This window comes from Rhodoplanes elegans, assembly GCF_016653355.1.
Lineage (GTDB): Bacteria > Pseudomonadota > Alphaproteobacteria > Rhizobiales > Xanthobacteraceae > Rhodoplanes > Rhodoplanes elegans.
This window is the reverse complement of sequence record NZ_NHSK01000149.1, coordinates 23,745-46,183: the sequence shown is the minus strand read 5'-3', so window position 1 is coordinate 46,183 and position 22,439 is coordinate 23,745. Positions and strand designations below refer to the sequence as shown.

Annotated in this window: 25 protein-coding genes; 14 read left to right on the top strand and 11 right to left on the bottom strand. The window is 70.6% G+C overall.

The genetic code is table 11. The features are described from left to right. The 5 genes from CCR97_RS18625 to CCR97_RS18605 form a co-directional block, all read left to right on the top strand. The coding region (locus CCR97_RS18625) for a prolyl-tRNA synthetase associated domain-containing protein (RefSeq protein ID WP_244670548.1) at positions 1-507 on the top strand (507 nt) is incomplete at its 5' end. A 98-nt stretch (positions 508-605) separates the two neighbouring features. After that, on the top strand, positions 606-1,529 hold the full coding sequence (locus CCR97_RS18620; protein WP_111358926.1) for a thioredoxin family protein: 924 nt from the start codon (positions 606-608) through the stop codon (positions 1,527-1,529). Between the two features lie 62 nt (positions 1,530-1,591). After that, the gene (locus CCR97_RS18615; protein ID WP_111358925.1) at positions 1,592-2,266 is read left to right on the top strand and encodes an LON peptidase substrate-binding domain-containing protein; all 675 of its coding nucleotides are present in this window, start codon (positions 1,592-1,594) and stop codon (positions 2,264-2,266) included. A 143-nt stretch (positions 2,267-2,409) separates the two neighbouring features. Further along, a complete protein-coding gene (locus tag CCR97_RS18610; protein ID WP_111358924.1) occupies positions 2,410-2,610 on the top strand; it encodes a Trm112 family protein in 201 nt (66 codons plus the stop codon). Between the two features lie 153 nt (positions 2,611-2,763). Next, a complete protein-coding gene (locus tag CCR97_RS18605; RefSeq protein WP_111358923.1) occupies positions 2,764-3,390 on the top strand; it encodes a glutathione S-transferase family protein in 627 nt (208 codons plus the stop codon). A 138-nt stretch (positions 3,391-3,528) separates the two neighbouring features. Here the strand turns inward: CCR97_RS18605 and CCR97_RS18600 are convergent, their stop codons facing one another. After that, positions 3,529-4,749 carry a ubiquinone biosynthesis hydroxylase gene (locus CCR97_RS18600; protein WP_111358922.1) on the bottom strand — a complete coding sequence of 407 codons (1,221 nt, stop codon included), beginning with the start codon at positions 4,747-4,749 and terminating at the stop codon, positions 3,529-3,531. A 296-nt stretch (positions 4,750-5,045) separates the two neighbouring features. Between CCR97_RS18600 and tesB the strand changes: the two genes are divergently transcribed. The 4 genes from tesB to CCR97_RS18580 all read left to right on the top strand — a co-directional run bounded on the left by tesB (position 5,046) and on the right by CCR97_RS18580 (position 8,831). Further along, positions 5,046-5,915: an acyl-CoA thioesterase II gene (gene tesB, locus CCR97_RS18595; protein WP_111358921.1), complete on the top strand. Its 870-nt coding sequence runs from the start codon at positions 5,046-5,048 to the stop codon at positions 5,913-5,915. Positions 5,916-6,116: 201 nt separating this feature from the next. Then, the gene (locus tag CCR97_RS18590) at positions 6,117-6,455 is read left to right on the top strand and encodes a P-II family nitrogen regulator (RefSeq protein ID WP_111358920.1); all 339 of its coding nucleotides are present in this window, start codon (positions 6,117-6,119) and stop codon (positions 6,453-6,455) included. A gap of 563 nt (positions 6,456-7,018) precedes the next feature. Further along, positions 7,019-7,357, top strand: a complete 339-nt coding sequence (locus tag CCR97_RS18585) for a P-II family nitrogen regulator (RefSeq protein WP_111359962.1) — start codon at positions 7,019-7,021, stop codon at positions 7,355-7,357. A 28-nt stretch (positions 7,358-7,385) separates the two neighbouring features. Further along, a complete protein-coding gene (locus CCR97_RS18580; protein WP_111359963.1) occupies positions 7,386-8,831 on the top strand; it encodes an ammonium transporter in 1,446 nt (481 codons plus the stop codon). A gap of 222 nt (positions 8,832-9,053) precedes the next feature. On the opposite strand, the gene CCR97_RS18575 is transcribed toward CCR97_RS18580, so the two are convergent. From CCR97_RS18575 to CCR97_RS18550, 6 genes are all read right to left on the bottom strand, one after another. Beyond that, positions 9,054-9,566 carry a nucleoside 2-deoxyribosyltransferase gene (locus CCR97_RS18575; RefSeq protein WP_111359961.1) on the bottom strand — a complete coding sequence of 171 codons (513 nt, stop codon included), beginning with the start codon at positions 9,564-9,566 and terminating at the stop codon, positions 9,054-9,056. Further along, positions 9,567-9,980 (bottom strand): hypothetical protein, encoded by a 414-nt coding sequence (locus CCR97_RS18570; protein ID WP_111359960.1) that lies wholly within the window; start codon positions 9,978-9,980, stop codon positions 9,567-9,569. A gap of 196 nt (positions 9,981-10,176) precedes the next feature. Continuing rightward, complete coding sequence (gene rpmF, locus CCR97_RS18565) at positions 10,177-10,362, bottom strand: 50S ribosomal protein L32 (RefSeq protein ID WP_111359959.1); 186 nt, start codon at positions 10,360-10,362, stop codon at positions 10,177-10,179. A 302-nt stretch (positions 10,363-10,664) separates the two neighbouring features. Continuing rightward, positions 10,665-11,600 carry a beta-keto acid cleavage family enzyme gene (locus tag CCR97_RS18560; RefSeq protein ID WP_201159750.1) on the bottom strand — a complete coding sequence of 312 codons (936 nt, stop codon included), beginning with the start codon at positions 11,598-11,600 and terminating at the stop codon, positions 10,665-10,667. 3 nt (positions 11,601-11,603) lie between these two features. Continuing rightward, on the bottom strand, positions 11,604-12,590 hold the full coding sequence (locus CCR97_RS18555) for a tripartite tricarboxylate transporter substrate binding protein (RefSeq protein ID WP_111357534.1): 987 nt from the start codon (positions 12,588-12,590) through the stop codon (positions 11,604-11,606). Positions 12,591-12,675: 85 nt separating this feature from the next. Next, entirely contained in the window at positions 12,676-13,467 is a 792-nt protein-coding gene (locus CCR97_RS18550; protein WP_111357535.1) for a cyclase family protein, read from the bottom strand. Positions 13,468-13,623: 156 nt separating this feature from the next. Here CCR97_RS18550 and CCR97_RS18545 point away from each other — a divergent pair, with 156 nt between their 5' ends. Beyond that, positions 13,624-14,307, top strand: coding sequence for a TetR/AcrR family transcriptional regulator (locus CCR97_RS18545; protein WP_170145854.1), 684 nt, complete (start codon positions 13,624-13,626; stop codon positions 14,305-14,307). A gap of 224 nt (positions 14,308-14,531) precedes the next feature. Here CCR97_RS18545 and mtgA read toward each other — a convergent pair whose 3' ends face one another. After that, complete coding sequence (gene mtgA / locus CCR97_RS18540) at positions 14,532-15,185, bottom strand: monofunctional biosynthetic peptidoglycan transglycosylase (RefSeq protein ID WP_420826085.1); 654 nt, start codon at positions 15,183-15,185, stop codon at positions 14,532-14,534. 134 nt (positions 15,186-15,319) lie between these two features. On the opposite strand from mtgA, the gene CCR97_RS18535 reads away from it, so the two are divergent. The 3 genes from CCR97_RS18535 (at position 15,320) to CCR97_RS18525 (ending at position 18,480) form a co-directional block, all read left to right on the top strand. Beyond that, the gene (locus tag CCR97_RS18535) at positions 15,320-16,936 is read left to right on the top strand and encodes a Na+/H+ antiporter (protein ID WP_111357538.1); all 1,617 of its coding nucleotides are present in this window, start codon (positions 15,320-15,322) and stop codon (positions 16,934-16,936) included. A gap of 214 nt (positions 16,937-17,150) precedes the next feature. After that, on the top strand, positions 17,151-18,158 hold the full coding sequence (locus tag CCR97_RS18530) for a c-type cytochrome (RefSeq protein WP_111357539.1): 1,008 nt from the start codon (positions 17,151-17,153) through the stop codon (positions 18,156-18,158). A 139-nt stretch (positions 18,159-18,297) separates the two neighbouring features. Next, entirely contained in the window at positions 18,298-18,480 is a 183-nt protein-coding gene (locus CCR97_RS18525) for a hypothetical protein (protein WP_111357540.1), read from the top strand. A gap of 8 nt (positions 18,481-18,488) precedes the next feature. Here the strand turns inward: CCR97_RS18525 and CCR97_RS18520 are convergent, their stop codons facing one another. The 3 genes from CCR97_RS18520 to gshB form a co-directional block, all read right to left on the bottom strand. Then, a complete protein-coding gene (locus tag CCR97_RS18520; RefSeq protein ID WP_111357541.1) occupies positions 18,489-19,187 on the bottom strand; it encodes a nucleotidyl transferase AbiEii/AbiGii toxin family protein in 699 nt (232 codons plus the stop codon). Further along, positions 19,171-19,491: a hypothetical protein gene (locus tag CCR97_RS18515; protein ID WP_111357542.1), complete on the bottom strand. Its 321-nt coding sequence runs from the start codon at positions 19,489-19,491 to the stop codon at positions 19,171-19,173. The genes CCR97_RS18520 and CCR97_RS18515 overlap by 17 nt, the downstream gene beginning before the upstream one ends. 91 nt (positions 19,492-19,582) lie before the next feature. Next, positions 19,583-20,527: a glutathione synthase gene (gene gshB / locus CCR97_RS18510; protein WP_111357543.1), complete on the bottom strand. Its 945-nt coding sequence runs from the start codon at positions 20,525-20,527 to the stop codon at positions 19,583-19,585. Between the two features lie 90 nt (positions 20,528-20,617). Here gshB and CCR97_RS18505 point away from each other — a divergent pair, with 90 nt between their 5' ends. After that, on the top strand, positions 20,618-22,354 hold the full coding sequence (locus CCR97_RS18505) for a methyl-accepting chemotaxis protein (RefSeq protein WP_111357544.1): 1,737 nt from the start codon (positions 20,618-20,620) through the stop codon (positions 22,352-22,354). Positions 22,355-22,439: the final 85 nt, after the last annotated feature.

Sequence of the window (22,439 nt, the reverse complement as noted above, 5' to 3'; positions counted from 1 at the left end):
CCCGCCACCCCCGACGACCTGTTCGCCTGCCTCGACCGGCTCGGCGTCGCGCACCGCACCGTGTCGCATCCGCCGCTGTTCACGGTCGAGGAATCGCAGGCGCTGCGCGGCACGATCCCGGGCGGGCACACGAAAAACTTGTTTCTCAAGGACAAGCGGGGCACGCTGTACTTGGTGGTGGCGCTCGAAGACGCCGTGATCGACCTCAAGGGCCTGCACCGGCGGCTGGATGCCGGCCGGTTCTCGTTCGGCTCGGCCGAGCTCATGCAGGAGGTCCTCGGGGTGACGCCCGGCTCGGTGACCCCGTTCGCCGTCATCAACGACACCGCCCTGCGGGTCACCGTCGTGCTGGACGAGCCCATGCTGGCGCACGACCCGCTCAACTATCATCCGCTGGTCAACACCATGACGACGGCGATCGCGCCCGCCGACCTCCTGCGCTTCCTGCGCCACACGGGTCACGAGCCACGCCTCCTCACGGTCTCGGGCGGCGCCTCGCCGGATTGACGACGCGCCCGGTTGACGACGCGATTGCAATGAGTTCCGTGCTTCCCCATCTAGTCGCTCGATGGGGGCGGCGGCACCCGGATACAAGGACACTCCAGATGCTTCAGGACGGCGGGGCGGCGGTGGCCGCGGACGGGCTCATCAAGGACACGACCACGCAAGAGTTCGCCAAGGACGTGATCGAGGAGTCGCGCCGGCAGCCCGTGCTCCTCGACCTCTGGGCCGACTGGTGCCAGCCCTGCAAGCAGCTCACGCCGGTGCTGGAGAAGCTGGTCAAGGCGGCCCGCGGCAAGGTGAAGCTGGTCAAGCTGAACATCGAGCAGCATCGCGCCGTGTTCCAGCAGCTCCAGCAGCAGCTCGGCATCCAGTCGATCCCGGCCGTGCTGGCCTTCGCCGACGGCCGCATCGCCGACGGCTTCATGGGCGCGCTCCCCGAGAGCCAGATCGTCGCCTTCCTGGACCGGCTGACCCGCGGCCGCGCGGCGCCCGAGGGCGACCCGGTCGCCGAGGCCCTGGAGGCGGCTGACGCCGCCCTGGTCGACGGCGACGCCGGCTCGGCCGCGCAGATCTACGCCCAGGTGCTCCAGCACGATCCGGAGAACCTGCACGCCATGGCGGGCCTGGTGCGCTGCTATGTCGAGACCGGCGCGCTCGACCAGGCCCGGCAGACGCTCGCCATGGTGCCGGAAGCCAAGCGCGCCCAGCAGCCGGTCGCCGCCGCCGCGGCCGCCCTCGAGGTCGCCGAGCAGGCCGCCGCCCTCGGGCCGCTGGTCGAGCTGGAGAAGAAGGTCGCGGCCGACCCGCTCGACCACCAGGCGCGCTACGACCTCGCCCTCGCGCTCGCCGCCAAGGGCCGCAAGGCCGAGACGGTCGACCATCTCCTGGAGATCGTCCGGCGCGACCGCAAGTGGAACGACGACGGCGCCCGCAAGCAGCTCGTCCAGCTGTTCGAGGCCTGGGGTCCGACCGACGAGTCGACGGTCTCGGGCCGCCGCCGCCTGTCCTCGATCCTGTTCGCCTGAGTGTTCACGCCCGGTCCGCCGCCGGTCGATCCGGCGCGCCGGACCGGACCCGGAGATCGGCCATGCCCATGAACGCATCGTATCGGGGCCCGGCGGACCTGCCCTCGACCCTTCCGGTGTTTCCGCTGCCGGGCGCGCTGCTGCTGCCGCGCGGCCAGATGCCGCTCAACATCTTCGAGCCGCGCTATCTCGCGATGGTCGACGACGCGCTCAAGAGCGGCCACCGGCTGATCGGCATGATCCAGCCGGACAGCGCCCATCCGGGTCCGGAGGACAAGCCGACCCTGTTCCGGGTCGGCTGCGTCGGCCGCATCACCCAGTTCGCCGAGAGCGGCGACGGGCGCTACCTGCTACAGCTCACCGGGGTGTCGCGGTTCCGGCTGGAGCATGAGCTCGCCGTCGATACGCCCTACCGCCAGTGCCTGGTCTCCTACGCGCCGTTCGCCGACGACTTCGTCGCCCGCAAGGGCGAGAAGGCAGTCGACCGCGCGTCGTTGCTCCGGGCGCTGCGCGACTTCCTCGAGGCCAACAAGCTGAAGGCCGACTGGGACGGCATCGAGAGCGCCCCCAACGAGGCGCTGGTCAACGCGCTGGCGATGATGTCGCCTTACGGCCCGGCCGAGAAGCAGGCCCTCCTGGAGGCGCCCGACCTGAAGACGCGGGCCGAGATCCTCGTCGCCGTCACCGAGATCGAGCTGGCCAAGGGCCGCAACTCCGGCGATGCGCCGCTGCAGTGAGGGCGCACGGTGACGGGCGCGGGAACCCGGCACCTCCCGAGGCGTTGGCGCTCCGCGAGCCCGAGCGTATGGTGCCTTCCCGCCTGTCCGGCTGGGCCGAACCGACTCCGTCGACGAAGGACGTTCACGAACGGATTGACCGCATGACCTCGACGACTTCCGACCGAGCCGCCGGCGCCGTCGACCCGAAGCTCCTCGATATCCTCGTCTGCCCGCTGACCAAGGGGCCGCTCGAATACGACGCCGAGCGCCAGGAGCTGGTGTCGCGGGCGGCCCGCCTCGCCTATCCGATCCGCGACGGCATCCCGATCATGCTGGTCGACGAGGCCCGCCGCCTCGACTGAGGCGCGGCCCTACTCCGTCGTTCCGGGGCGCGCGACGAGCGCGAACCCGGACTCCAGCGCAGATCACAGGCGTTGCCTCTGAAGTCCGAGTTCGCGGGCCATCGCCCGCGCACCGGAGGACCGGAGCGGAACGCGGAAGCCGGGGGGACACGAATGCTGACGATCTGGGGCCGCACGACTTCGTCCAACGTGCAGAAGGTGATGTGGGCGATCGGCGAGCTCGGGCTGCCGCACGAGCGCATCGATCTCGGCGGGCCGTTCGGCGGCAACCGGGATCCCGAATATCTGACGCTGAACCCCAACGGCCTGATCCCGACCATGCGCGACGACGACGGCTTCGTGCTGTGGGAGTCGAACGCGATCGTCCGGCATCTCGCCGCGACCCACGGGCCGGAGCCGCTGGAGCCGGCCGATGCGCGCGGCCGCGCCCGCGCCGGCCAGTGGATGGACTGGCAGCTCACCGTGGCGGCGCCGGCCATCATCCCGGTGTTCTGGCAGCTCGTGCGCACGCCGCCGGAGAAGCGCGACGCGGCGGCGATCGCGACCGGCAAGGAGAAGAGCATCGCGGCCTTCGGCATCGCCGACGCGGCGCTGGGGCAGTCCGCCTATCTGGCCGGCGACAGCTTCTCCTACGGCGACATCCCGCTCGCCATCATGGCGCGGCGCTTCCTGGAGCTGGTGCCGGAGCGGCCGGCGATGCCGAATCTCGAGCGCTGGTACGGCGCCATCGACCTGCGTCCCGCCTTCCAGCAGCACGTCGCGTCCATTCCGATGGTGTGAGGCCGGGAACCGACCGATCAGCACGGGTCATTCCGGGGCGGCGCGCCGCGCCGAACCCGGAATCCAGCCCAGACTGTCGAGTTCGCCGCTGGATTCCGGGTTCGCGCCTTCGGCGCGCCCCGGAATGACGGTGCCCCTCTAAAGCGCCTCGCCCTTCAGGAGCTTCGGCACCTCGCCGGAGAGGCCGGCGGCCTCGCGGACGAAGACGCGCTTGAGCACGGGGGCGCGGTCGACCAGGCCGAGGCCGAGGTCGCGCACCAGGCGCAGCACGTCGGAGCGGTTCGAGAACAGCCGGTTGAGGCCGTCGGTGGCGATGCCCATCGTCATGGTGTCGAAGCGCCGCCAGCGCTGATAGCGCTCCAGCACGTCCGGGGCGCCGATGTCGAGGCCGAGCCGCGCCGCGTCGGCCACCGCCTCGGCGAGCGCCGCCGAATCGCGAAGCCCGAGATTGAGCCCCTGTCCGGCGATCGGATGGACGCGATGCGCGGCGTCCCCGATCAGGGCGAGGCGATCGGCCACGAAGGCGCGGGCGACGCCGAGGCCGAGCGGATAGTGCTTACGCGGCCCGACCGCTTCGAGCGCACCGAGATGCAGGCCGAAGCGCTTCTCCAGCTCGTCGTGGAAGTCGGCGTCCGGCAGCGCGACGATCCGCTTCGCCTCCTCGGTCGTCTCCACCCAGACGAGCGACGCGCGGTTCTGGGTGAGCGGAAGGATCGCGAACGGCCCGGCCGGCAAAAAGTGCTCGGTGGCGCGGCCGCCGTGATCGCGCTCGTGCTTGACCGTGGTGACGATCGCCGACTGACCGTACTCCCAGCCGACCACCGTGATGCCGGCGAGGTCGCGCAGCCGCGAGCGCACGCCGTCGGCGGCGACCAGCAGGCTCGCCTGAACGACGGCGCCGTCGCCGAGCGTGACGGTCACGCCCTGGGGGGTCGTCTCGTAGCCGGTGACGGTCGTGGCGCGCAGATCGAGCTGGTCGACCTCGGCGCGGTCGAGCAGCGCCTTGAGGAGCACGCCGTTCTCGACCATCTGGGCGAAGGGCTCGCCGGGCGCCACCTCGCCCGCAAAGGTGAGAAACACCGGCCGCACGGCGTCGTCGAGCCGGCTGTCGGTGATCACCATGTCGAGGATGTCCTGGGCGCTCGCCGCCACGGCGGGCCACACACCGAGCGTCTCCAGCATGCGCCGGGTCGCCGCCGCGATCGCCGAGGCGCGCGCGTCGACGGCCGGCCGCGCCACCGCCGGATCGGCGACCACGACGCCGAAGCGCGGCCCGAGCGACTGGCGCAGCGCCAGCGCCAGCGCCAGCCCGGCGAAGCCGCCACCCGCGATCACCACATTGGTTCGTTCGACCGTCATCTCGTCACCGCATGCTTCGGCCGCGCCGGCACCCCGGCGCGATCCCGCCGCGAGCTATAGCATCGCCGGTGCGGCGGCGGCCATGCGACCTGTGCCCCGCCCGGTTTCTCGTGAGCCACCGCCACCGGGCGTATGGATTCCGGGCTCGCGAACCTGCGGTTCGCGCCCCGGGACGACGAGAGAATGAGTGTTCGCGCCGGCCGGCGATCACGAGCGGGCACGACACCGGCGCCTTGACTTTGTGCGGTGCGCCGGCGTCACTGCGACATCCCAGCGAAACGACAGGTCGTGAACTCATGGCGTCCGCCGTCCAGCACCTTCTGTCCGTCATCGATCTCGAGCCGCTCGAGGTGAATCTCTTTCGCGGACGCTCGCCGCAGTCGGGCTGGCAGCGCGTCTTCGGCGGCCAGGTGATCGGCCAGGCGCTGGTCGCCGCCTGCCGCACCGTCGACGAGATCGCCGAGCGGCCGCCGCATTCGCTGCACGCCTACTTCCTGCTCGCCGGCGACCCCAAGGTGCCGATCATCTACGAAGTCGAGCGGCTGCGCGACGGCAAGAGCTACACGACCCGGCGCGTCACCGCGATCCAGCACGGCCGGCCGATCTACTCGGCCATGGTGTCGTTCCATCGCCCCGAGGAGGGCTTCGAGCATCAGTTCAAGATGCCCGACGTGGCCGGCCCCGAGAACCTGCCGAGCGAGCTCGAGCTGAAGGAGCGCATCCTGCCGCTGATGCCCGACCCGGTGCGCGGCTATTACGAGCGCGAGCGGCCGATCGAGCTGCGCCCGGTCGAGTTCGAGCGCTATCTCGGCAAGGCGCACCCGGAGGGGCGCTTCCATGTGTGGATCCGCACCACCGGGCGGCTGCCCGACGAGCCGGCGATCCACCGCTGCGTGCTCGCCTACGCATCCGACATGCTGCTGCTCGACGCCTCGATGATCCCGCACGGCCGCACCCTGTTCGAGAAGGACATCATGGCGGCGAGCCTCGACCACGCGATGTGGTTCCACCGGCCGTTCCGGGCCGACGAGTGGCTGCTCTACTGCCAGGACAGCCCCAACGCGCACGGCGCGCGCGGGCTCGGTCGCGGCCTGATCTTCGCGCGCGACGGCACGTTGGTCGCCTCGGTGGCGCAGGAGGGCGTGGTGCGGCCGCGCCACGGCTGAGCCGGCACCGGGCGGCCCACAGGGCGGCTGACGGCGGCGTTTCCTTGGCGTAGTGTGAGGGCTCGCTCTTCCGGCGTCGGCGCGGTTTTTTCGGCGCACGGACGCCTTTTTCACGCTTCGTCCATCGCGGTGCCGTCGGCCGAGCCGGGCACGGCACCGCCCGGCGGCCGCGGGTCGCCGAACACGACAGAGGGGGCCGCCATGAAGCTCGTGATCGCGGTGATCAAGCCGTTCAAGCTCGACGACGTGCACCAGGCGCTGACCCGCATCGGGGTCACCGGCATGACGGTCGCCGAGGTGAAAGGCTACGGCCGCCAGAAAGGCCACACCGAGATCTACCGGGGCGCCGAATACGCCGTCAGCTTCCTGCCCAAGGTGCGCATCGACGTCGTCGTGCCGGCCGACCGGGTCGACGCCGTGATCGACGCGATCAGCGCCGCCGCCCGCACGGGCCAGATCGGCGACGGCAAGATCTTCGTCACCAAGGTCGACCGGGCGATGCGCATCCGCACCGGCGAGTCCGACGCCGACGCGCTGTAGCCGTCGCCGCGCCCGCGCGGAGCTTTGCAGAAGCGCGCCGTCGTCCCGGGGCGGCCCGCAAGGGCCGAGCCCGGGACCCATACACCCTGCCTGTCGTGAGCCACCGATACCGGGAGTATGGATCCCGGGCTCGCGGACCTGTGGTCCGCGCCCCGGGATGACGGGTCCGTAGGCGGCTCCGCATCCGCGCACCCTGAGCCGGCGGCGGCTCGCCGGCGCCCCGCCCCGGGTCTCATACTTTCGTAGCCCGCCGTTTATGTCCCGGTAAGATCCGAGACCTCCCTGACCACGAATTAGGCAGATAACGCCTGCCGATTGCGCAGCGACGCGCCGTCGCGCCGCGACTGCCCGCCTTTTCACCCGCTCCGCCGCACCCGGCGCCGCCCGGCTTCGACGGCCACGCGACAAAGCACCGCGGAATCATGGGGCCGCCGAAAGGAACCCGGGTTGGCACGCGGTTTGATTCGGGTCCCGTCGGCTAAGCCTGCGGGGGGCGATCTCGCGCGCCGAGCCGTTATTTCAGCCCGCCTCGGCCAGAGGGGGCTCCAGCGGGGATCGATTCTATGAAAATCGTCATGGCCATCATCAAGCCATTCAAGCTCGACGAGGTCCGCGATGCGCTCACCTCCATCGGCGTCTACGGCATGACCGTGACCGAGGTGAAGGGCTACGGGCGTCAGAAGGGCCATACCGAAATCTATCGTGGCACCGAATACGCGGTGAGCTTCCTGCCGAAGGTGAAGGTGGAGATCGCGGTGCCGAGCAATCAGGTCGAGAAGGTGATCGAGACGATCTCGGGCGCCGCCAAGACCGGCCAGATCGGCGACGGCAAGATCTTCGTCGTCGGCATCGATCAGGCGGTCCGCATCCGGACCGGCGAAACCGACAATGCGGCGCTGTGATCCGCACCCAACGGACAGGAGTGACATGATGACAACAAAGAATCCGTATCGTGCGGGCATCGCGGCCTTCGCGGTCGCGATGCTGGCGGCGAGCACGGCCTTCGCGGCCGAGCCGACCGTCAACAAGGGCGACAACGCCTGGATGATGACGTCGGCCGTGCTCGTTCTGCTGATGACGATCCCGGGCCTCGCGCTGTTCTACGGCGGCCTGGTGCGCTCCAAGAACATGCTGTCGGTGCTGGCGCACGTCTTCTACACGGTCTGCATCTGCGTCGTGCTGTGGGCCATCTACGGCTACAGCGTCACCTTCACGGGCGGCTCGCCCTTCATCGGCGGCTTCTCCAAGCTGTTCCTGGCCGGCGTGACGCCGGAGACGAAGGCCGCGACCTTCTCGGTCGGCGCCAACATCTCCGAGCTGATCTACGTCTGCTTCCAGATGACCTTCGCGGCGATCACGCCCGCCCTGATCGTCGGCGCCTTCGCCGAGCGCATGAAGTTCTCGGCGCTCGCCCTGTTCATCCCGCTGTGGGTCACGCTGATCTACTTCCCGATCGCCCACATGGTCTGGTACTGGGCCGGCCCGGACGCGATCGCCGACGCCGCCGCCGCCGTCGCCGCGGCCACTGACGCCGCCGCCAAGGCGGCCGCCCAGGCCAAGCTCGACGAGGTGATGGCCGACGCCGGCCAGATCTTCTCGTGGGGCGCGCTCGACTTCGCCGGCGGCACCGTGGTGCACATCAATGCGGGCATCGCCGGCATCGTCGGCGCCCTGATCGTCGGCCGTCGCATCGGCTTCGGCAAGGAGCTGATGCCTCCCCACTCGCTGACCCAGACGATGATCGGCGCCGCCCTGCTGTGGGTGGGCTGGTTCGGCTTCAACGCCGGCTCGGCGCTGGAGGCTTCGGGCTCGGCCGCGCTCGCGATGGTCAACACCTTCGTCGCCACCGCCGCCGCCGCGCTGTCGTGGATGTTTGCGGAGTGGATCGTGAAGGGCAAGCCGTCGCTCCTCGGCGCGCTGTCGGGCTGCATCGCCGGTCTCGTCGCCGTCACCCCGGCGGCCGGCTTCGCGGGCCCGATGGGCGCCATCGTGCTCGGCCTGATCGTCGGCATCGTCTGCCTGTTCTTCTGCTCGGTCGTGAAGAATGCCTTCGGCTACGACGACGCGCTCGACGTGTTCGGCATCCACTGCGTCGGCGGCATCATCGGCGCCATCGGCACCGGCATCCTGGTCAACCCGGCGCTCGGCGGCACCGGCGTCTACGACTACGTCGCCGCCAAGGTCGCCGACTTCGACCAGATGGCGCAGCTCATCTCGCAGCTCAAGGCCGTCGGCCTGACCATCGTGTGGTCGGGTGTCGGCTCGGCGATCCTCTACAAGATCGTCGACCTCGTCGTCGGCCTGCGGCCGACCGCCGAGCAGGAGCGCGAGGGCCTCGACCTCGCCGACCACGGCGAGCGCGCCTACAACATGTGAGACCCGTCTCACCCGCGATGCGCACCCTGCGGGGCGCGCCTCGCGGCCCGATACGGGAGGAGCGGAGACCCGGCACCGCTCCTTCCGCTGGGAGGCCCCGACCTTGTGTCGGGGCCTCTTTTTTTGGCCGGCCGCAAGCACGCCACCACGACCGGCCCGCGCGCGACGCCTCGTTGGACCTGCACCAGAGCTGACGCCGACAGGATCGAGCCGCGGCGACACTCAGACGGAGCGATGCGGGGCGAGACGCGAGGCGATCAGCCGCACGCAGGTCTCGAAGGCGGCGAGATCGTGCCACGGATCGGCCGGGGCGGCCTTCGGCACCACGATCGGAGCGCCGAAGCGATCCAGCGCGTGGGCGATCATCAGATTGTCGGCGAGGCCGAAGTCCTCGATCAGGTGGCCGTCCTCGGGCACCCGGCCCGCATAGGGACGCGGGTCGTTGGAGTAGCCGACGCAGAGCTTGCCGCGCCCCGCCATGTAGCCGAGCTCGAACACGGTGCCGGCATCGGCGCTCGGACCGCGGAACGGCGTCAGGTTGGCGATCACGGCGGCAGCCCGGTCCATCATGGCGAGATTGCCGGCGAAGATCGCGTCCGACGCGGGGTCAGGCCCCAGCGCATTGTCGAGCGGATACAGGGCCGGCAGGCCATAGCGGGCGCATAGCGCGACCTTGCGCCGCCCGATCGCCGCGGCGTCGGGCAGGAAGACGTCGGGACCGGCGAGATAGATCATCTAGTCGGCGCTGCGCACCGTCTCCAGCGAGACGTCGCGTTGCGCCGTGCGCAGCGACACCGTGAAGCCGGCGATCACGTCGACGAAGGCGATGACGAGGAGGAGGAAGAAGGTCGCCGTCGCGGTCTCCGGCACCACCAGGAACTCGATCAGCATGGCGATGAAGAGGAGCAGCGACAGCACGTGGTCGACCACGCTGCGGCGCGACATCCGGGTCGCCTTGGCGATCTCCAGGAACAGGAACACCAGCCCCACCACGACCAGAGCGTCGCCCCAGCTCAAGGCGAACTCGGCCTGCGAGATCATCCGGACCTGGAACACCGGGTCGGTCCACACGAAGCCGCGCAGCAGGAAGGCGACGATGTTGTAGATCGCGAACGGGACGAGCAGCAGCGGAAAGCCGAGCATGAACATGGAGAAGGTCCTCGAAACGGCCGGCGGCGGAATGGCCCGCCTCTTAGACGCGCCGACCGTGGCCGTCCAGTGACGCCGCGATTGCCCGGCGCCAAACGCCGAAAACGCCCGGGCGCAGGGCGCACGGACGTCGTCCGCGACCTTTCGGTCGCGGCGGGCGGGCGACGACGAGGTCCGGCGAACCGGACCGGGCCGCTCAGTCCTCGGACTTCTTGGTGAAGATCTGCCGGCCGCGATACATGCCGGTCTTCAGATCGACGTGGTGCGGACGACGCAGCTCGCCCGAGTCCTTGTCCTCCACATAGGTCGGCGCCTTGATGGCGTCGGCCGAGCGGCGCATGCCGCGGCGGGAGGGCGAGGTCTTTCGTTTCGGCACGGCCATGGGTGCGGTCTCCTCGACAGGGGCCGGCAGCGAGGACGCGCCGATGCCCGGTTTTCCGGAAAGTGGGGCTTATAGAGCAAGCGCCACGGGCTGGCTAGAGCGGTTTTTGGGACGCAATCCTGCCGCTCGTCCCCGCGTATGGTTGCGTGTCCCGGCTCTGCGGCGCGTCCGGCCGCAGGCCTGACGCGCCGCAGAGCCGGGACCCAGGGGCGGCACGGGAAGACCACCGCGGACGGCCTCGTCCTGCGGCCCTGGGTCCCGGGTCACGGCGCGATGCGCCGCGCCCGGGACACGAGCCGGCATCACGCGGGCCCGCGCGGCAACCCCAGGATGTGGCGCGCCTCGGCCGGGGTCGCCGGCTCGGTGTCGAGCGCGCGGAGAATCCGCACCGCCTTCTCGACCAGAGCGGCGTTGCTCGGGGCGAGAACGCCCTTCTCGATGTGGAGGCTGTCCTCCAGCCCGACCCGGACATGGCCGCCGAGCAGGATCGCCTGGGCGACCATCGGGAACTGGGCCGGACCGATGCCGAAGCCGGTCCAGAACGTGCCCTTCGGCAGCATGTCGCGCATGAACATCATCGCCTCCGGGGTCGCCGGCGCCCCCCACGGCACGCCGAGGCAGAGCTGGAACATGGCGGGCTCGCGCAGCACGCCCTCCTCGATCAGCCGCAAGGCGAGCCGGACATTGCCGCTGTCGAAGCATTCGAGCTCGGGCAGCACGCCGGCCGCCGCCACGGCGCGGCCCATCACCCGGAGATGCGCCGGCGTGTTGACGAAGACGAACTCGCCGAAGTTCATCGTGGTGATGTCGAGCGTGCAGATCTCGGGGCGCAGTGCCTCGACGTGGCGCACCCGCGCCTCCGGCGGCGCCAGCGTCGAGCCCGGCGCGCCGACCCGCGGGTCGGCGTCGGACGGGATGAAGCGGGCGCCGGCGCCGGTCGTCAGGTTGATGATCACGTCGGTGTCGACGGCCCGGATGCGCTCGACCGTCTCGCGATAGAGCGCGAGATCGGTCGACGGCTTCCCGGTCGCCGGATCGCGCACGTGGATGTGGACGACCGCGGCGCCGGCCTTGGCGGCGTCGAGCGCCGAGGTCGCGATCTGTTCGGGCGTCACCGGGACGGCCGGGTTCTTGCCGACCGTGTCGCCGCCGCCGGTCAGCGCGCAGGTGACGATCACGGGCCGCTTGCCCGAGGTCGCGCCGGCGGCCGCGCCGCCGGACGTCTTGCTGTCAGCCATCGCTCACTTGTCCTCGAGGCCGAGCCGGCGGATCAGCTCGCCCTTCAGCTTGTAGTCGTCGAGAATGCGGGCCCGGAACGCCGCGCTGTCGAGATAGGCCGCGACCTGGCCGGTGTTCTTCAGCGCCGCCGCGACCGGCTCGGACTTCACCGCCGCCGCGCAGGCCTTCTCCAGCGACTCCTTGACGGGCGCCGGGATGCCCTTCGGGGCGAACAGGCCGTTGAGCCCCTGCGACAGCGAGCGGGCGACGCCGAGCTCCTTGGCAGTCGGCACGTCGGGCAGGCTCGGATGGCGCTCCTCCGAGAACACCGCGAGCACCCGGACGTTCTGGCCGCGCACCGAGGAGATCGCCGGCACCAGGAAGTCGATGTCGCCCTTGAGCAGCACCGGCAGGCCGGCGGCGTCGCCGCGGAACGGCACGTGCTGCACCTTCATGGCGAGGGCCGCCGCGGCGTTCTCGGCCGACAGATGGCCGATCGAGCCGACGCCCGGGCTGCCATAGGTGAGCGGGGCCGGCGCGCTCTTGGCCGCCGCGATCAGGTCCTTGGCGGTGGCGTAGGGCGAGTCGGCCCGCACCACCAGCGCGAAGACGTTCTCGAAGTACTGGCAGATGTACTCGAACGACTCCGGATCGTAGCTGACGCCCTTCACCAGATAGGGCGCGTTGGTGACCGGCGTCGCCGGCCCGCCGGCCAGCACGTGCCCGTCCGGCGTCGCGGCGAGCAGCGCCCGGAAGCCGAGCGTGCCGCCGGCGCCCTCGCGATTGGTGACGAAGACGTTCTGGCCGAGGTCGCCGGACATCGCCTGCGCCATGGCGCGGGCGACGATGTCGACGCCGCCGCCGGCCGTCCACGGCACGATCAGCTCGATCGGGCGGTTGGCCCATTTTTCGCCCGCCGTCTGGGCCTGGGCCGGCACAGAAGCGGCGGCGAGCCCGAGCGCGAGGGCGGCGAGGGAGCCGGAGAGGAGGGTGGCGTGCGTTCGTCCCATGATGGTCCTTCTTGTCTTTGAGGAGCGATGCGGTCGTGGAGCGATCGTCGTCCGGCGCGCGGGCGACCCCGCGACCCGGGCGCCGTCAGTCGTCGAGGATCGCGACGGCGCGGGTCCAGCCGGCCGAGGCGGCGCGGATCTTCACCGGGAAGCAGGCGACCGTGAACCCGGTCGCCGGCAGGAGCTCGAGATTGTGCAGCTTCTCCAGATGGCAGTAGCCGATCTCGCGGCCCGCCTTGTGGCCCTCCCAGATCAGCGACGCGTCGTCGGTCTCGGCAAAGCGTTTCGCGGTCGCCCCGAACGGCGCGTCCCACGACCAGGCGTCGGTGCCGACCACGCGGACGCCGCGCGAGGTGAGCCACAGGGTCGCCTCGCGGCCCATGCCGCAGCCGGCGTCGAGATAGTCGGACGTGCCGTAGCGGTCGCCGGCCGCGGTGTTGACCAGCACGATGTCGAGCGGCTTCAAGACGTGGCCGATGCGGGCGAGCTCGGCCTCGACCTCGGCCGCCGTCGCCACGTGGCCGTCGGGAAGATGGCGGAAGTCGAGCTTCACGCCCGGCTTGAAGCACCAGTCCAGCGGGATCTCGTCGATGGTCGCGGCGCGCTCGCCGCCGGCGACCAGCGCGTGGTTCATGGTCGGGTGGTAATGCCAGGGCGCGTCGAGATGGGTGCCGTTGTGGGTGGTCAGCTCGACCTTCTCGATCGCCCAGGTGGCACCGTCCGGCAGCCGGTCCGGCGTCAGGCCCGGGAAGAAGGTCTGGAGGCGCCCGAAGGTCTGCCGGTGGTCCAGATAGGTGACCTTCGGGCGGGCCATCGGCGGATCGCTCGGCACGTCGGTGTCGATGCTGATGGAGAGATCGATGATGCGCTGAGGCATGGAGCGAACGCCGGGGCGGGGATCGGCAGAGGCCGGCGCGCAAGCGCCGGACGGCGGGGTGACGGCACGACACCACGGCCTTCTCCGGCAGTCAAGCGGTTGCTTCAAGCGACTGCTTGAGTTTTAATCCAACATCCTGAAGAACCGAGACAAGCCTTGACCAGCCCTGCCCCCCGCCGCCGCCGCGCCACCGTCCCGGGCGACGAGACCCGCGAGCGTCTGCTCGACGCCGCCGAGGCCCTGTTCGCCGCGCACGGCTACAGCAACGTCTCGACCCGCGACATCGCCGAGGCGGCGCGCGCCAACCCGGCGGCGGCGCATTATCACTTCGGCTCCAAGGAAGCGCTGCTGGAGGCGGTGTTCCGGCGCCGGCTCGATGCCGTCAACGCCGAGCGCACGCGCCTGCTCGACGTCTGCCTGGCCGAGGCCGCCGCGGCCGGGCGGCCGCCTGCGGTCGCCGCGGTGCTCGAGGCCTTCGTCGCGCCGACCCTGCGGATGGGTGCGACCGAGGAAGGCCATCGCTTCAACCTGCTGGCCGGGCGCTCGTCGACCGATCCGAGCCCGGAGGTCCGGCGCCTCGTCTTCGCCGTCTACGACGAGGTCGGCCGCCGCTTCGTCGACGCCGCCACGGCCGCCTGCCCGGATCTCTCGAAGGAGGAGCTGTTCTGGCGGATCGCCTGCGTGTACGGCGCCATGATGTACATCCGGGCCGACAACGGCCGCCTGGAGCACCTGTTCGGCCCCGGCTTCAGCCTCTCCGACGGCGAGGGCGCGCTGCGCTACGCGATGCCGTTCCTGGTCGCTGGGATGGCGGCGCCGCCGGCGGACGGGGAGGGGTGAACGTCGGCCCGCGCGTTGCGCTGCCGCGGTGGAGGTCTCGTGTCCCGGGCGCGGCGCCGTGCGCCGCGAACCGGGACCCAGGGGCGTTCAAGCGAGGCGCCCGTCGTGCGGCCCCGGCTCTGCGGCGCATCAGGCCTTCGGCCTGACGCGCCTTGTCCGGGGCACGCGCCCGAGCATCGGGAGAGCTGTCGCATCCCTCGCGTTGCTCCACTGGAGAAGGCGATTCACCTCCGCGCCACCACGCAAGCCGCCAGCGCCTTGGCGGCGCGGCGCTCGTGGATGCCGGCGAGGCGGCGCAGGCCGGGGCCGGGTTTGGCGGCGTTGCGCCGGTGCGGGTCGGGCAGCATCGCGGCCATCAGGGCGGCCTGGCCGGCCGACAGGTCGCGGGCCGAGCGCCCAAAAGCCCGCCGCGCGCCGGCCTCGGCGCCGAACTCGCCGTCCGGCCCCCATTCGGCGACGTTGAGATAGAGCTCCATCACGCGGCGCTTGCCGAGCACGAGGTCCATCCAGACGGCCAGCGGCGCCTCCAAAGCCTTTCGCACGAAGCTGCGGCCCGGCCACAGGAAGACGTTCTTGGCGAGCTGCTGCGAGATGGTCGAGGCGCCGCGCGCCCCCAGGAGTCCGTCGTCCTCGATGGCGTCGCGGATCTCGGCGAGGTCGACGCCGCGATGGCCGCAGAAGCGCGCGTCCTCGGCGACGATCACGGTCCGGGGCAGGACGGGAGCGATGTCGGCGAGCGGCACCCACACCCGCTCGACCCGCTGGCCGGTGAGCCAACGGCCGAGCATCAGGGTCGACACCGGCCGGCCGAAATGCAGGAACGGCGTCAGCACATAGGGCAGCAGGAGAAGAACGAGCACGACCACGACGGCGAGCATCAGCCAGCCGCGCCAGCCGGCGGGACGGGCGAGCCAGCGCCTCGGTGCGATCGTAGGGCTCATGCGGGCATCTTAGCCGGCCGCGCCGGCCGCGTCCTTGCACGGGCGGAAAAACTCGACCAGTTTCCCGCGCCATGACCGCGATCATCCAGACCTTCCTGCTCCTCCTCGCCGTCCTCGTCGCGGTCGCCGTGCTGGCCCGCCGGCTGAACGTCGCGCCCTCGATCATCCTGGTGATCGCCGGCGTCGCGCTCGCCTTCGTGCCGGGTCTGCCGGCCATCGAGCTCGCCCCCGAATTCGTGCTGCTCGTCGTGCTGCCGCCGCTGATCTATCTGGCCGGCGTCGCCATGAGCTGGCGCGAGTTCCGCTTCAACCTGCGCTCGATCTCGCTGCTCGCCTTCGGCTGCGTGGTCTTCACCACGATCGCGGTGGCGGCCGGCGCCCATTACCTGATCGGCCTGCCCTGGCCGGTCGCCTTCGTGCTCGGCGCCATCGTGTCGCCGCCCGACGTGGTGGCGCCGCTCGCCGTCGCCCGCCGGCTCGGCCTGCCGCGCCGCGTCCTCGTCGTGCTGGAGGGCGAGGGGCTGGCCAACGACGCGACCGCCCTGATCCTCTACCGCTTCGCCGTCGCGGCGGTGAGCACCGGCGTGTTCTCGTTTCCGCAGGCCGCCGGAACCTTCGGCGCCATCGTGGTCGGCGAGGTTTTCTGGGGCATCGCGGTCGGCTGGATCAGCCTGCGGCTGCGCCACTGGGCGCGCGACCCGCGGGTCGAGATCACCCTGTCGATCATGACGCCGTATCTCTGCTACTGGGTGCCCGAGCATCTCGGCGGCTCCGGCGTGCTCGCGACCGTCGCGGCCGGCCTCTATGTGAGCTGGAACGGGCCGCTGCTGATCTCCTCGGCGACCCGCCTGCAGGGCGTGTTCTTCTGGGACCTGTTCGTCTATCTGCTGGAAGGCTTCATCTTCCTGATCACCGGCATGCAGGCGCGCGCCCTGATCGAGCGCATCCAGTCGCATTCGCTCTCCGAGATTGTCGCCGGCATTCTCGTCACCACGGCGATCTGCATCGTCGCCCGCTTCGTCTGGGTGTTCCCGGCCGTCTATCTGCCGCGCTGGCTGATCCCGTCGTTGCGCGCCCGCGACCCCTCGCCGGAATGGCAGCGCCCGTTCATGATCGCCTTCGTGGGCGTGCGCGGCGTCGTCTCGCTCGCCGCCGCGCTGGCGCTGCCCTTCGCCCTGCAGTCGGGCGCGCCGTTTCCGTATCGCGACTTCATCGTCGTGGTGACGTTCGGCGTCATCGTCATCACGCTGGTCGGCCAGGGCCTGATGATGCCGCTGGTCATGCGCTGGCTCGGCCTCGCCGCGGTCGGCACGGCCGAGGCCCGTGTCATCCGCGAGCAGGAGCTGCGCGCCCGCCACTCCGCCGCTGCCGCCGCCCACGCACGGCTCGAGGCGATCGCCGGACGCGACGGCCTGACGATCGACGACGATGTCTCGGCCCTGCTCGAGGCGCGCAACGACCAGCGCACCCGGGTGGTGCCGCGCAGCCTCGACGACGAGGACTTCGCCACGGCCAAGCTCGGCGCCAGGCTGCGGCTGGAGCTGATCGAGGCGGAGCGCGTACATCTCCACAAGCTGGAGCGCGAGGGCGAGATCACCGACGAATCGCGCCGTCGCATCGAGCGCGAGCTCGACCTCGAGGAGGCGAGCATCGCCTGCAAGTCGGAGGCCTACGACCCGCCGCTGTGACCCGTCATTCCGGGGCGCGCTGAAAGCGCGAACCCGGAATCCAGCGACACGTGCGGAAGCCCGGGCTGGATTCCGGGTCCGCGCGCCTCCGGCACGCGGACCGGAATGACGGCGCTGGGTCATCCTCGAATGCCGCCGGACCTGGTGCATTCGTCGGCGGGATCGGCCACACTGGCGCACCGCCGGCCCTGCCGGTCGACCCCCGGAGCCCCCGATGCGCCGTTTCGCCGTGCTGTCGCTGCCGCTCGTCGCCGTCACGGCGGCCGGGCTCGCCTTCGCCCAGTCCGCCGCCCCGTCCGCACCTCCAGCCGGGCCGGACCGCATCCTGACCGCCCCCGAGATCGGCGCCCTGCCCGACGATCCGCCGGCCCGCCTGGTGCGCCGCGGCCGCGACCTGTTCACCGCGACCTACGCCCATATCGGGCCGGAGGTGGCCGACCCGGCCAAGCGCTTCGCCGGCAACAACCTCGCCTGCAGCAACTGCCACCTGCACGCCGGTACCAAGAAGTTCGGCCTGCCGATCTACGGCCTGTTCGAGAAATTCCCGCAATACAGCGCCCGGGCCGGCGCCGAGGTGACGATCGAGGACCGCATCGAGAGCTGCATGACGCGCAGCATGAACGGCCGGTCGCTGCCGAAGGATTCGCCCGAGATGGCGGCCTTCGTCGCCTATGTGAAGTTCCTGTCCGAAGGCTACCGGCCCGGCCAGCCGGTGACGGGGCTCGGCGCCGGCGCCATGCCGGAGCTCGACCGCGCCGCCGACCCGGTGCGCGGCAAGGCGCTCTACGCCAAGACCTGCCTCGACTGCCACAACACCGACGGCCAGGGCATCCGCCGCAGCCTGCCGACCACGGATCTCGGCTACATGATCCCGCCGCTGTGGGGCCCGGACAGCTTCAACGACGGCGCCGGCATGGCGCGCCTGATCACGGCGGCCAACTTCCTGCACTTCAACATGCCGCACGGCACCGACTATCTCGACCCGCAACTCTCGGTCGCCGACGCCTGGGACATCGCCGCCTACATGATCTCGCAGCCCCGGCCGCAGCGGGCCGGGCTCGACAAGGATTTTCCCGATCTCCTGTCGAAGCCGGTCGACACGCCCTACGGCCCCTATGCGGACGGCTTCACGACCGAGCAGCACAAGTACGGCCCGTTCGCCCCGATCCGCGCCGCGATCGACAAGCTGAAGGCCGAGAAGGCGGCGCCGACGGCCCGGTAGAGGGGGTCGGCCGCCCGCCGACGAGAACGATTCCAGTCCGATTACAACCCGATACAACCCGAAATCGAGCAGAAAGAACATTTACGGAACAGATCGAGCACATTATGGTGACGGGCATCGCATCTCCCGGAGCCCGGACATGGTGGACATCGGCACGCTTCGACTCGAACTGCAGCAGGCCCGCAAGGCGCGGCTGGAGGCGCAGGCCTCGGCCTGCGACATCGAAACTTTGCTCGACAGCGTGAAGGGATCGGACCGCGCCTGGTACCGCCTCCCCTACGGCCGCGACGCCGCCAAGCCGGACCTGTTCTCGCTGGGGTGAGGGACAGCTCAGCGCGGGAACGGGTCCACGATCGCGTCGCACGGACCGACCGGGACGGCGAGGCGCCCGGGCGTCGCGGTGACGGCCGGCAGCTCGCAGACCGCATCGCGGGCGGCCGTCAGAGTGTCCCGGTCGGCTGCCGAGACAGCCGGCACGTCGGCAAAATAGCCGATCGCCCGCAGCACCGTCGCCGGCTCTCCGGCGAACAGGGCGCGGAAGGCCGCGACGCCGCTCGCCAGTGACCCGCCGGCACGGAGCAGTGCCGCGATGTCCTGGTAGTCGCGGGCCTGGGCCCGGTCGAGAATCGCCTTCAACTTGGTGGCCAGAAGATCGAGCGGTGAGGCCGCGAGCAAGACGCCATCAGCCGTCTGGAGCGGCTCGGCGACCCTGCCGATGTCGAGACCGCCGAAGAACGACAGCTTCACGGCGCCGTCCGGTGTCGGGACGGACGCGACCAGGGTGTCGACGCGGTCCTGCAGGATCGCCCCGTCGGCGACGCGCGGGAAGGCTCGGTGAATCTCGTCCTTGTCGAGCGGCTCGGCCCGGAAGAAGTCGAAGTCGACCGAGGTGCGGTGGCCGAGATAGAGCGCCACGGCCGTGCCGCCGTAAAGCACGAAGCCGAGTCCGGGCGCCGGCGCGAGCGACGGCCACAGCCGGCGCTGGGCCGGCGGCAGCACCTCGAGCCGCGGCTCAAAGCAGGTCGGCATGGAACGCCCGTTTCGGCGGCGCGTCGGGGATGTCGGCGCAGCCCTGCGCCAGCAGGCGGCCGCGCCAGAACGCCCACGACCGGGCGTCGATCCAGCCGGCGCGCGCCCGCAGCATCACGGCGCGCAGCTCCTGCGGCGCCATCACGGCCTCCAGCCGGCGAATGTCGTCATAGGTCCCCAGATTCATCACCTGGGAGACGATCACGTCGTCGCCCGTCCCGGCGTCCTTCGACCACCAGACGTAGCGGTGCGCGAGATCGTCGAGAGTCTCGCGGCGGCGATCGACGGCAGGGGCTGTGCGCATGACGACGAGACGGGTTCGAGAAACGCCGGACCCATCATAGCCGATTTCGGAACGATCGCAGCGGCGTGGTGATCGGCCGCCCCGGGCGCCCCTACCCGCCCCGCTTCTTTCCGATCGTGTCCCAGATCAGCGCCGCGATGTCGGGGCCGCCCAAATTCTTGATGGCGCGGATGCCGGTCGGCGAGGTGACGTTGATCTCGGTGAGGTAGCCGTCGATCACGTCGATGCCGACGAACAGGAGGCCGCGCGCCCGCAGCGCCGGCCCGATGCGCTCGCAGATTTCCCGCTCGCGCGGTGTCTGCTCGGTCGCCTGCGCGGCGCCGCCCCGCACCATGTTGGAGCGCAGGTCGTCGGCCGCCGGCACGCGGTTGACGGCGCCGGCGAACACCCCGTCGACCAGGATGACGCGCTTGTCGCCCTTGGCGACCGCCGGCAGGAACTTCTGGATCACCCACGGCTCGCGGTACGTCACCGAGAACATGTCGTAGAGCGAGCCGAAATTGAGGTCGTCGGTGGTCACCCGGAACACCGCGCCGCCGCCGTGGCCGTAGAGCGGCTTCATCACGATGTCGCCGTGCTCGGCCCGGAACGCCTGGATCTCGGCGCGGTCGCGGGTGACCAGCGTCGGCGGCATCAGGTCCGGGAACTCGGTGACGAACACCTTCTCCGGGGCGTTGCGCACATGCGCCGGGTCGTTGACCACGAAGGTCTTGGGGTGCAGCCGCTCGAGCAGATGGGTCGCCGTGATGTAGCCGAGGTCGAAGGGCGGGTCCTGCCGCATCAGGATCACGTCGTAGGACGACAGCGCCTCGCGTCGCTCCTCGCCCAGCGTGAAGTGGTTCCCGGGCTCGTCCCTTACGGACAATGGATTAGTCCGAGCGAAAATATCACCATCTCGGAGTATAAGTCTTTCTGGTGTGTAGTAGGCCAGATCGTGGCCGCGGGCCTGAGCTTCGAGCAGCAGGGCGAAGGTCGAGTCCCCCCGAATATTGATCCGATCGATCGGATCCATCTGCACGGCCACGCGATATTTCATGTCGAGGCACCAATTCTGGAGGTGGCACAACGGTTACTTAACGGCCCGTCGCGAGGATGGCGACAGTTCGCCTAAATCTTCCCGGAGGCCATGTCCGTGTTGCACGCGTTTTCACGAGTGTCCATTGCGGCGAAGCTCTACACCATCTTCGCCATTCTCGGCGTCACGCTCCTGGCGCTCGCCATCGTGGGTAACCGTAGCGCCTCGCTGCAGGCCGAGCTCGCCGCCGAGATGGACGCCGCGGCGCGCGGCGCCCGCAACATCGAGCGGGTCAACAGCCTCGTCTACGCCGTGGTGATGGAGTCGCGCGGCATCTACATGTCGACCGATCCGAAGGTGGTGAAGCGCTACGGCGACGGGCTGATGCGCTTCAACGACCGTATCGACGGCGTGATGAAGGAGTGGCGCGACATCGTCCGGGCGGACGATCGCGCCCAGTTCGAGACGCTCGCCAAGCGGGTCCAGCAGTTCCGCGAGTTCCGCGCCGAACTGGTGCGGCGGGCCAACGAGATCTCACCCGCCGCCGGCCGCGAATGGGGTGACAACGACGCCAACCGGGCGGTCCGCCAGGCGCTCAACAAGGACCTCGAGGAGATCGCCAAGGTCTATGCGGCGCGCGCCGACAAGGCCCGCGACCTGGAGGCGAGCACCAAGGCGAGCCAGCTCCTGCAGGATGCCATCGCGGTGCTCGGCCTCGGCTTCGCGGTCGTCGGCATGCTGGTGATCTGGCGTGCCGTCGCGCAGCCGCTCTCGGCGATGACCCGGACCATCGAGGCGGTGGCCGAGGACCGCCATGCCGGAGACCTCCCCCACCTGAACCGTGGCGACGAGATCGGCGCGCTCGCGCGCGCCGTCGCCGTGTTCCAGAAGGCGATGGCCCGCAACAAGGAGCTCGGCATCGCGGTCAAGGCGCAGGGCGAGGCGGTGGCCGGCCGCAACCGGCGCATCCAGGAGGCGATCGAGGCGTTCCGCGGGTCGGTCGAGCACATCCTGAGGTCGGTGACCAACGACGCCGCACAGATGCGCACCGCCGCCGAGACCATCACGGGCATGGCGGGCGACGCCGCCCGCGAGGCCGCCGCGGCGTCGCAGGCGACCGAGCAGGCGTCGGGCAGCATCCAGACCGTCGCGGCCGCCGCCGAGGAGCTGTCCAGCTCGGTCGGCGAGATCGGCCGCCAGGTCGGCCAGGCGACCGCCATCGTGGCCGATGCGTCGGAGCGGACCGAGCGGTCGGTCGGCGAGATCCAGGGGCTCGCCACGGCGAGCGTGCGGATCGGCGACGTCGTCCAGCTGATCCAGGCGATCGCCGCCCAGACCAACCTTCTGGCGCTGAACGCCACCATCGAGGCGGCGCGCGCCGGCGAGGCCGGCAAGGGCTTCGCCGTCGTCGCCCAGGAGGTGAAGACGCTCGCCGGCCAGACCGCCAAGGCGACGACCGAGATCTCCGAGCAGGTCGGCGCCATCCAGGCCTCGACTCGCAGCGCCGCGACCGCTGTCGCCGAGATCGGCACCGCCATGCGCCGGATCTCCGAGGTGACCAGCACCATCGCCACCGCGGTCGAGCAGCAGGACCTCGCCTCGCGCGAGATCTCGCAGAGCGCCCAGCTGGCGGCGCACGGCAACTCGAGCCTGGTCGGCAACATCGCCGGCGTCACCGGGGCGATCGACGAGACCAGCCGTTCCGCCGCCGGCGTGCTCGACAAGATCGGGGGCCTCACCCGCGACACCGAATCGCTCGCCGGGTCGATCCAGGACTTCTTCGAGCGCCTCGGACAGGAGCAGCTGTCGGGTCAGCCGTCGTCCGGCGGCCAGTCGCGCGCGGCGTGAGGCGGAGCGACGCCCACAGCCGTCGTCGCCGGGCTCGACCCGGCGACCCATCTCTCTGCGATAGAACGCTATCTGGTTAAGGTGA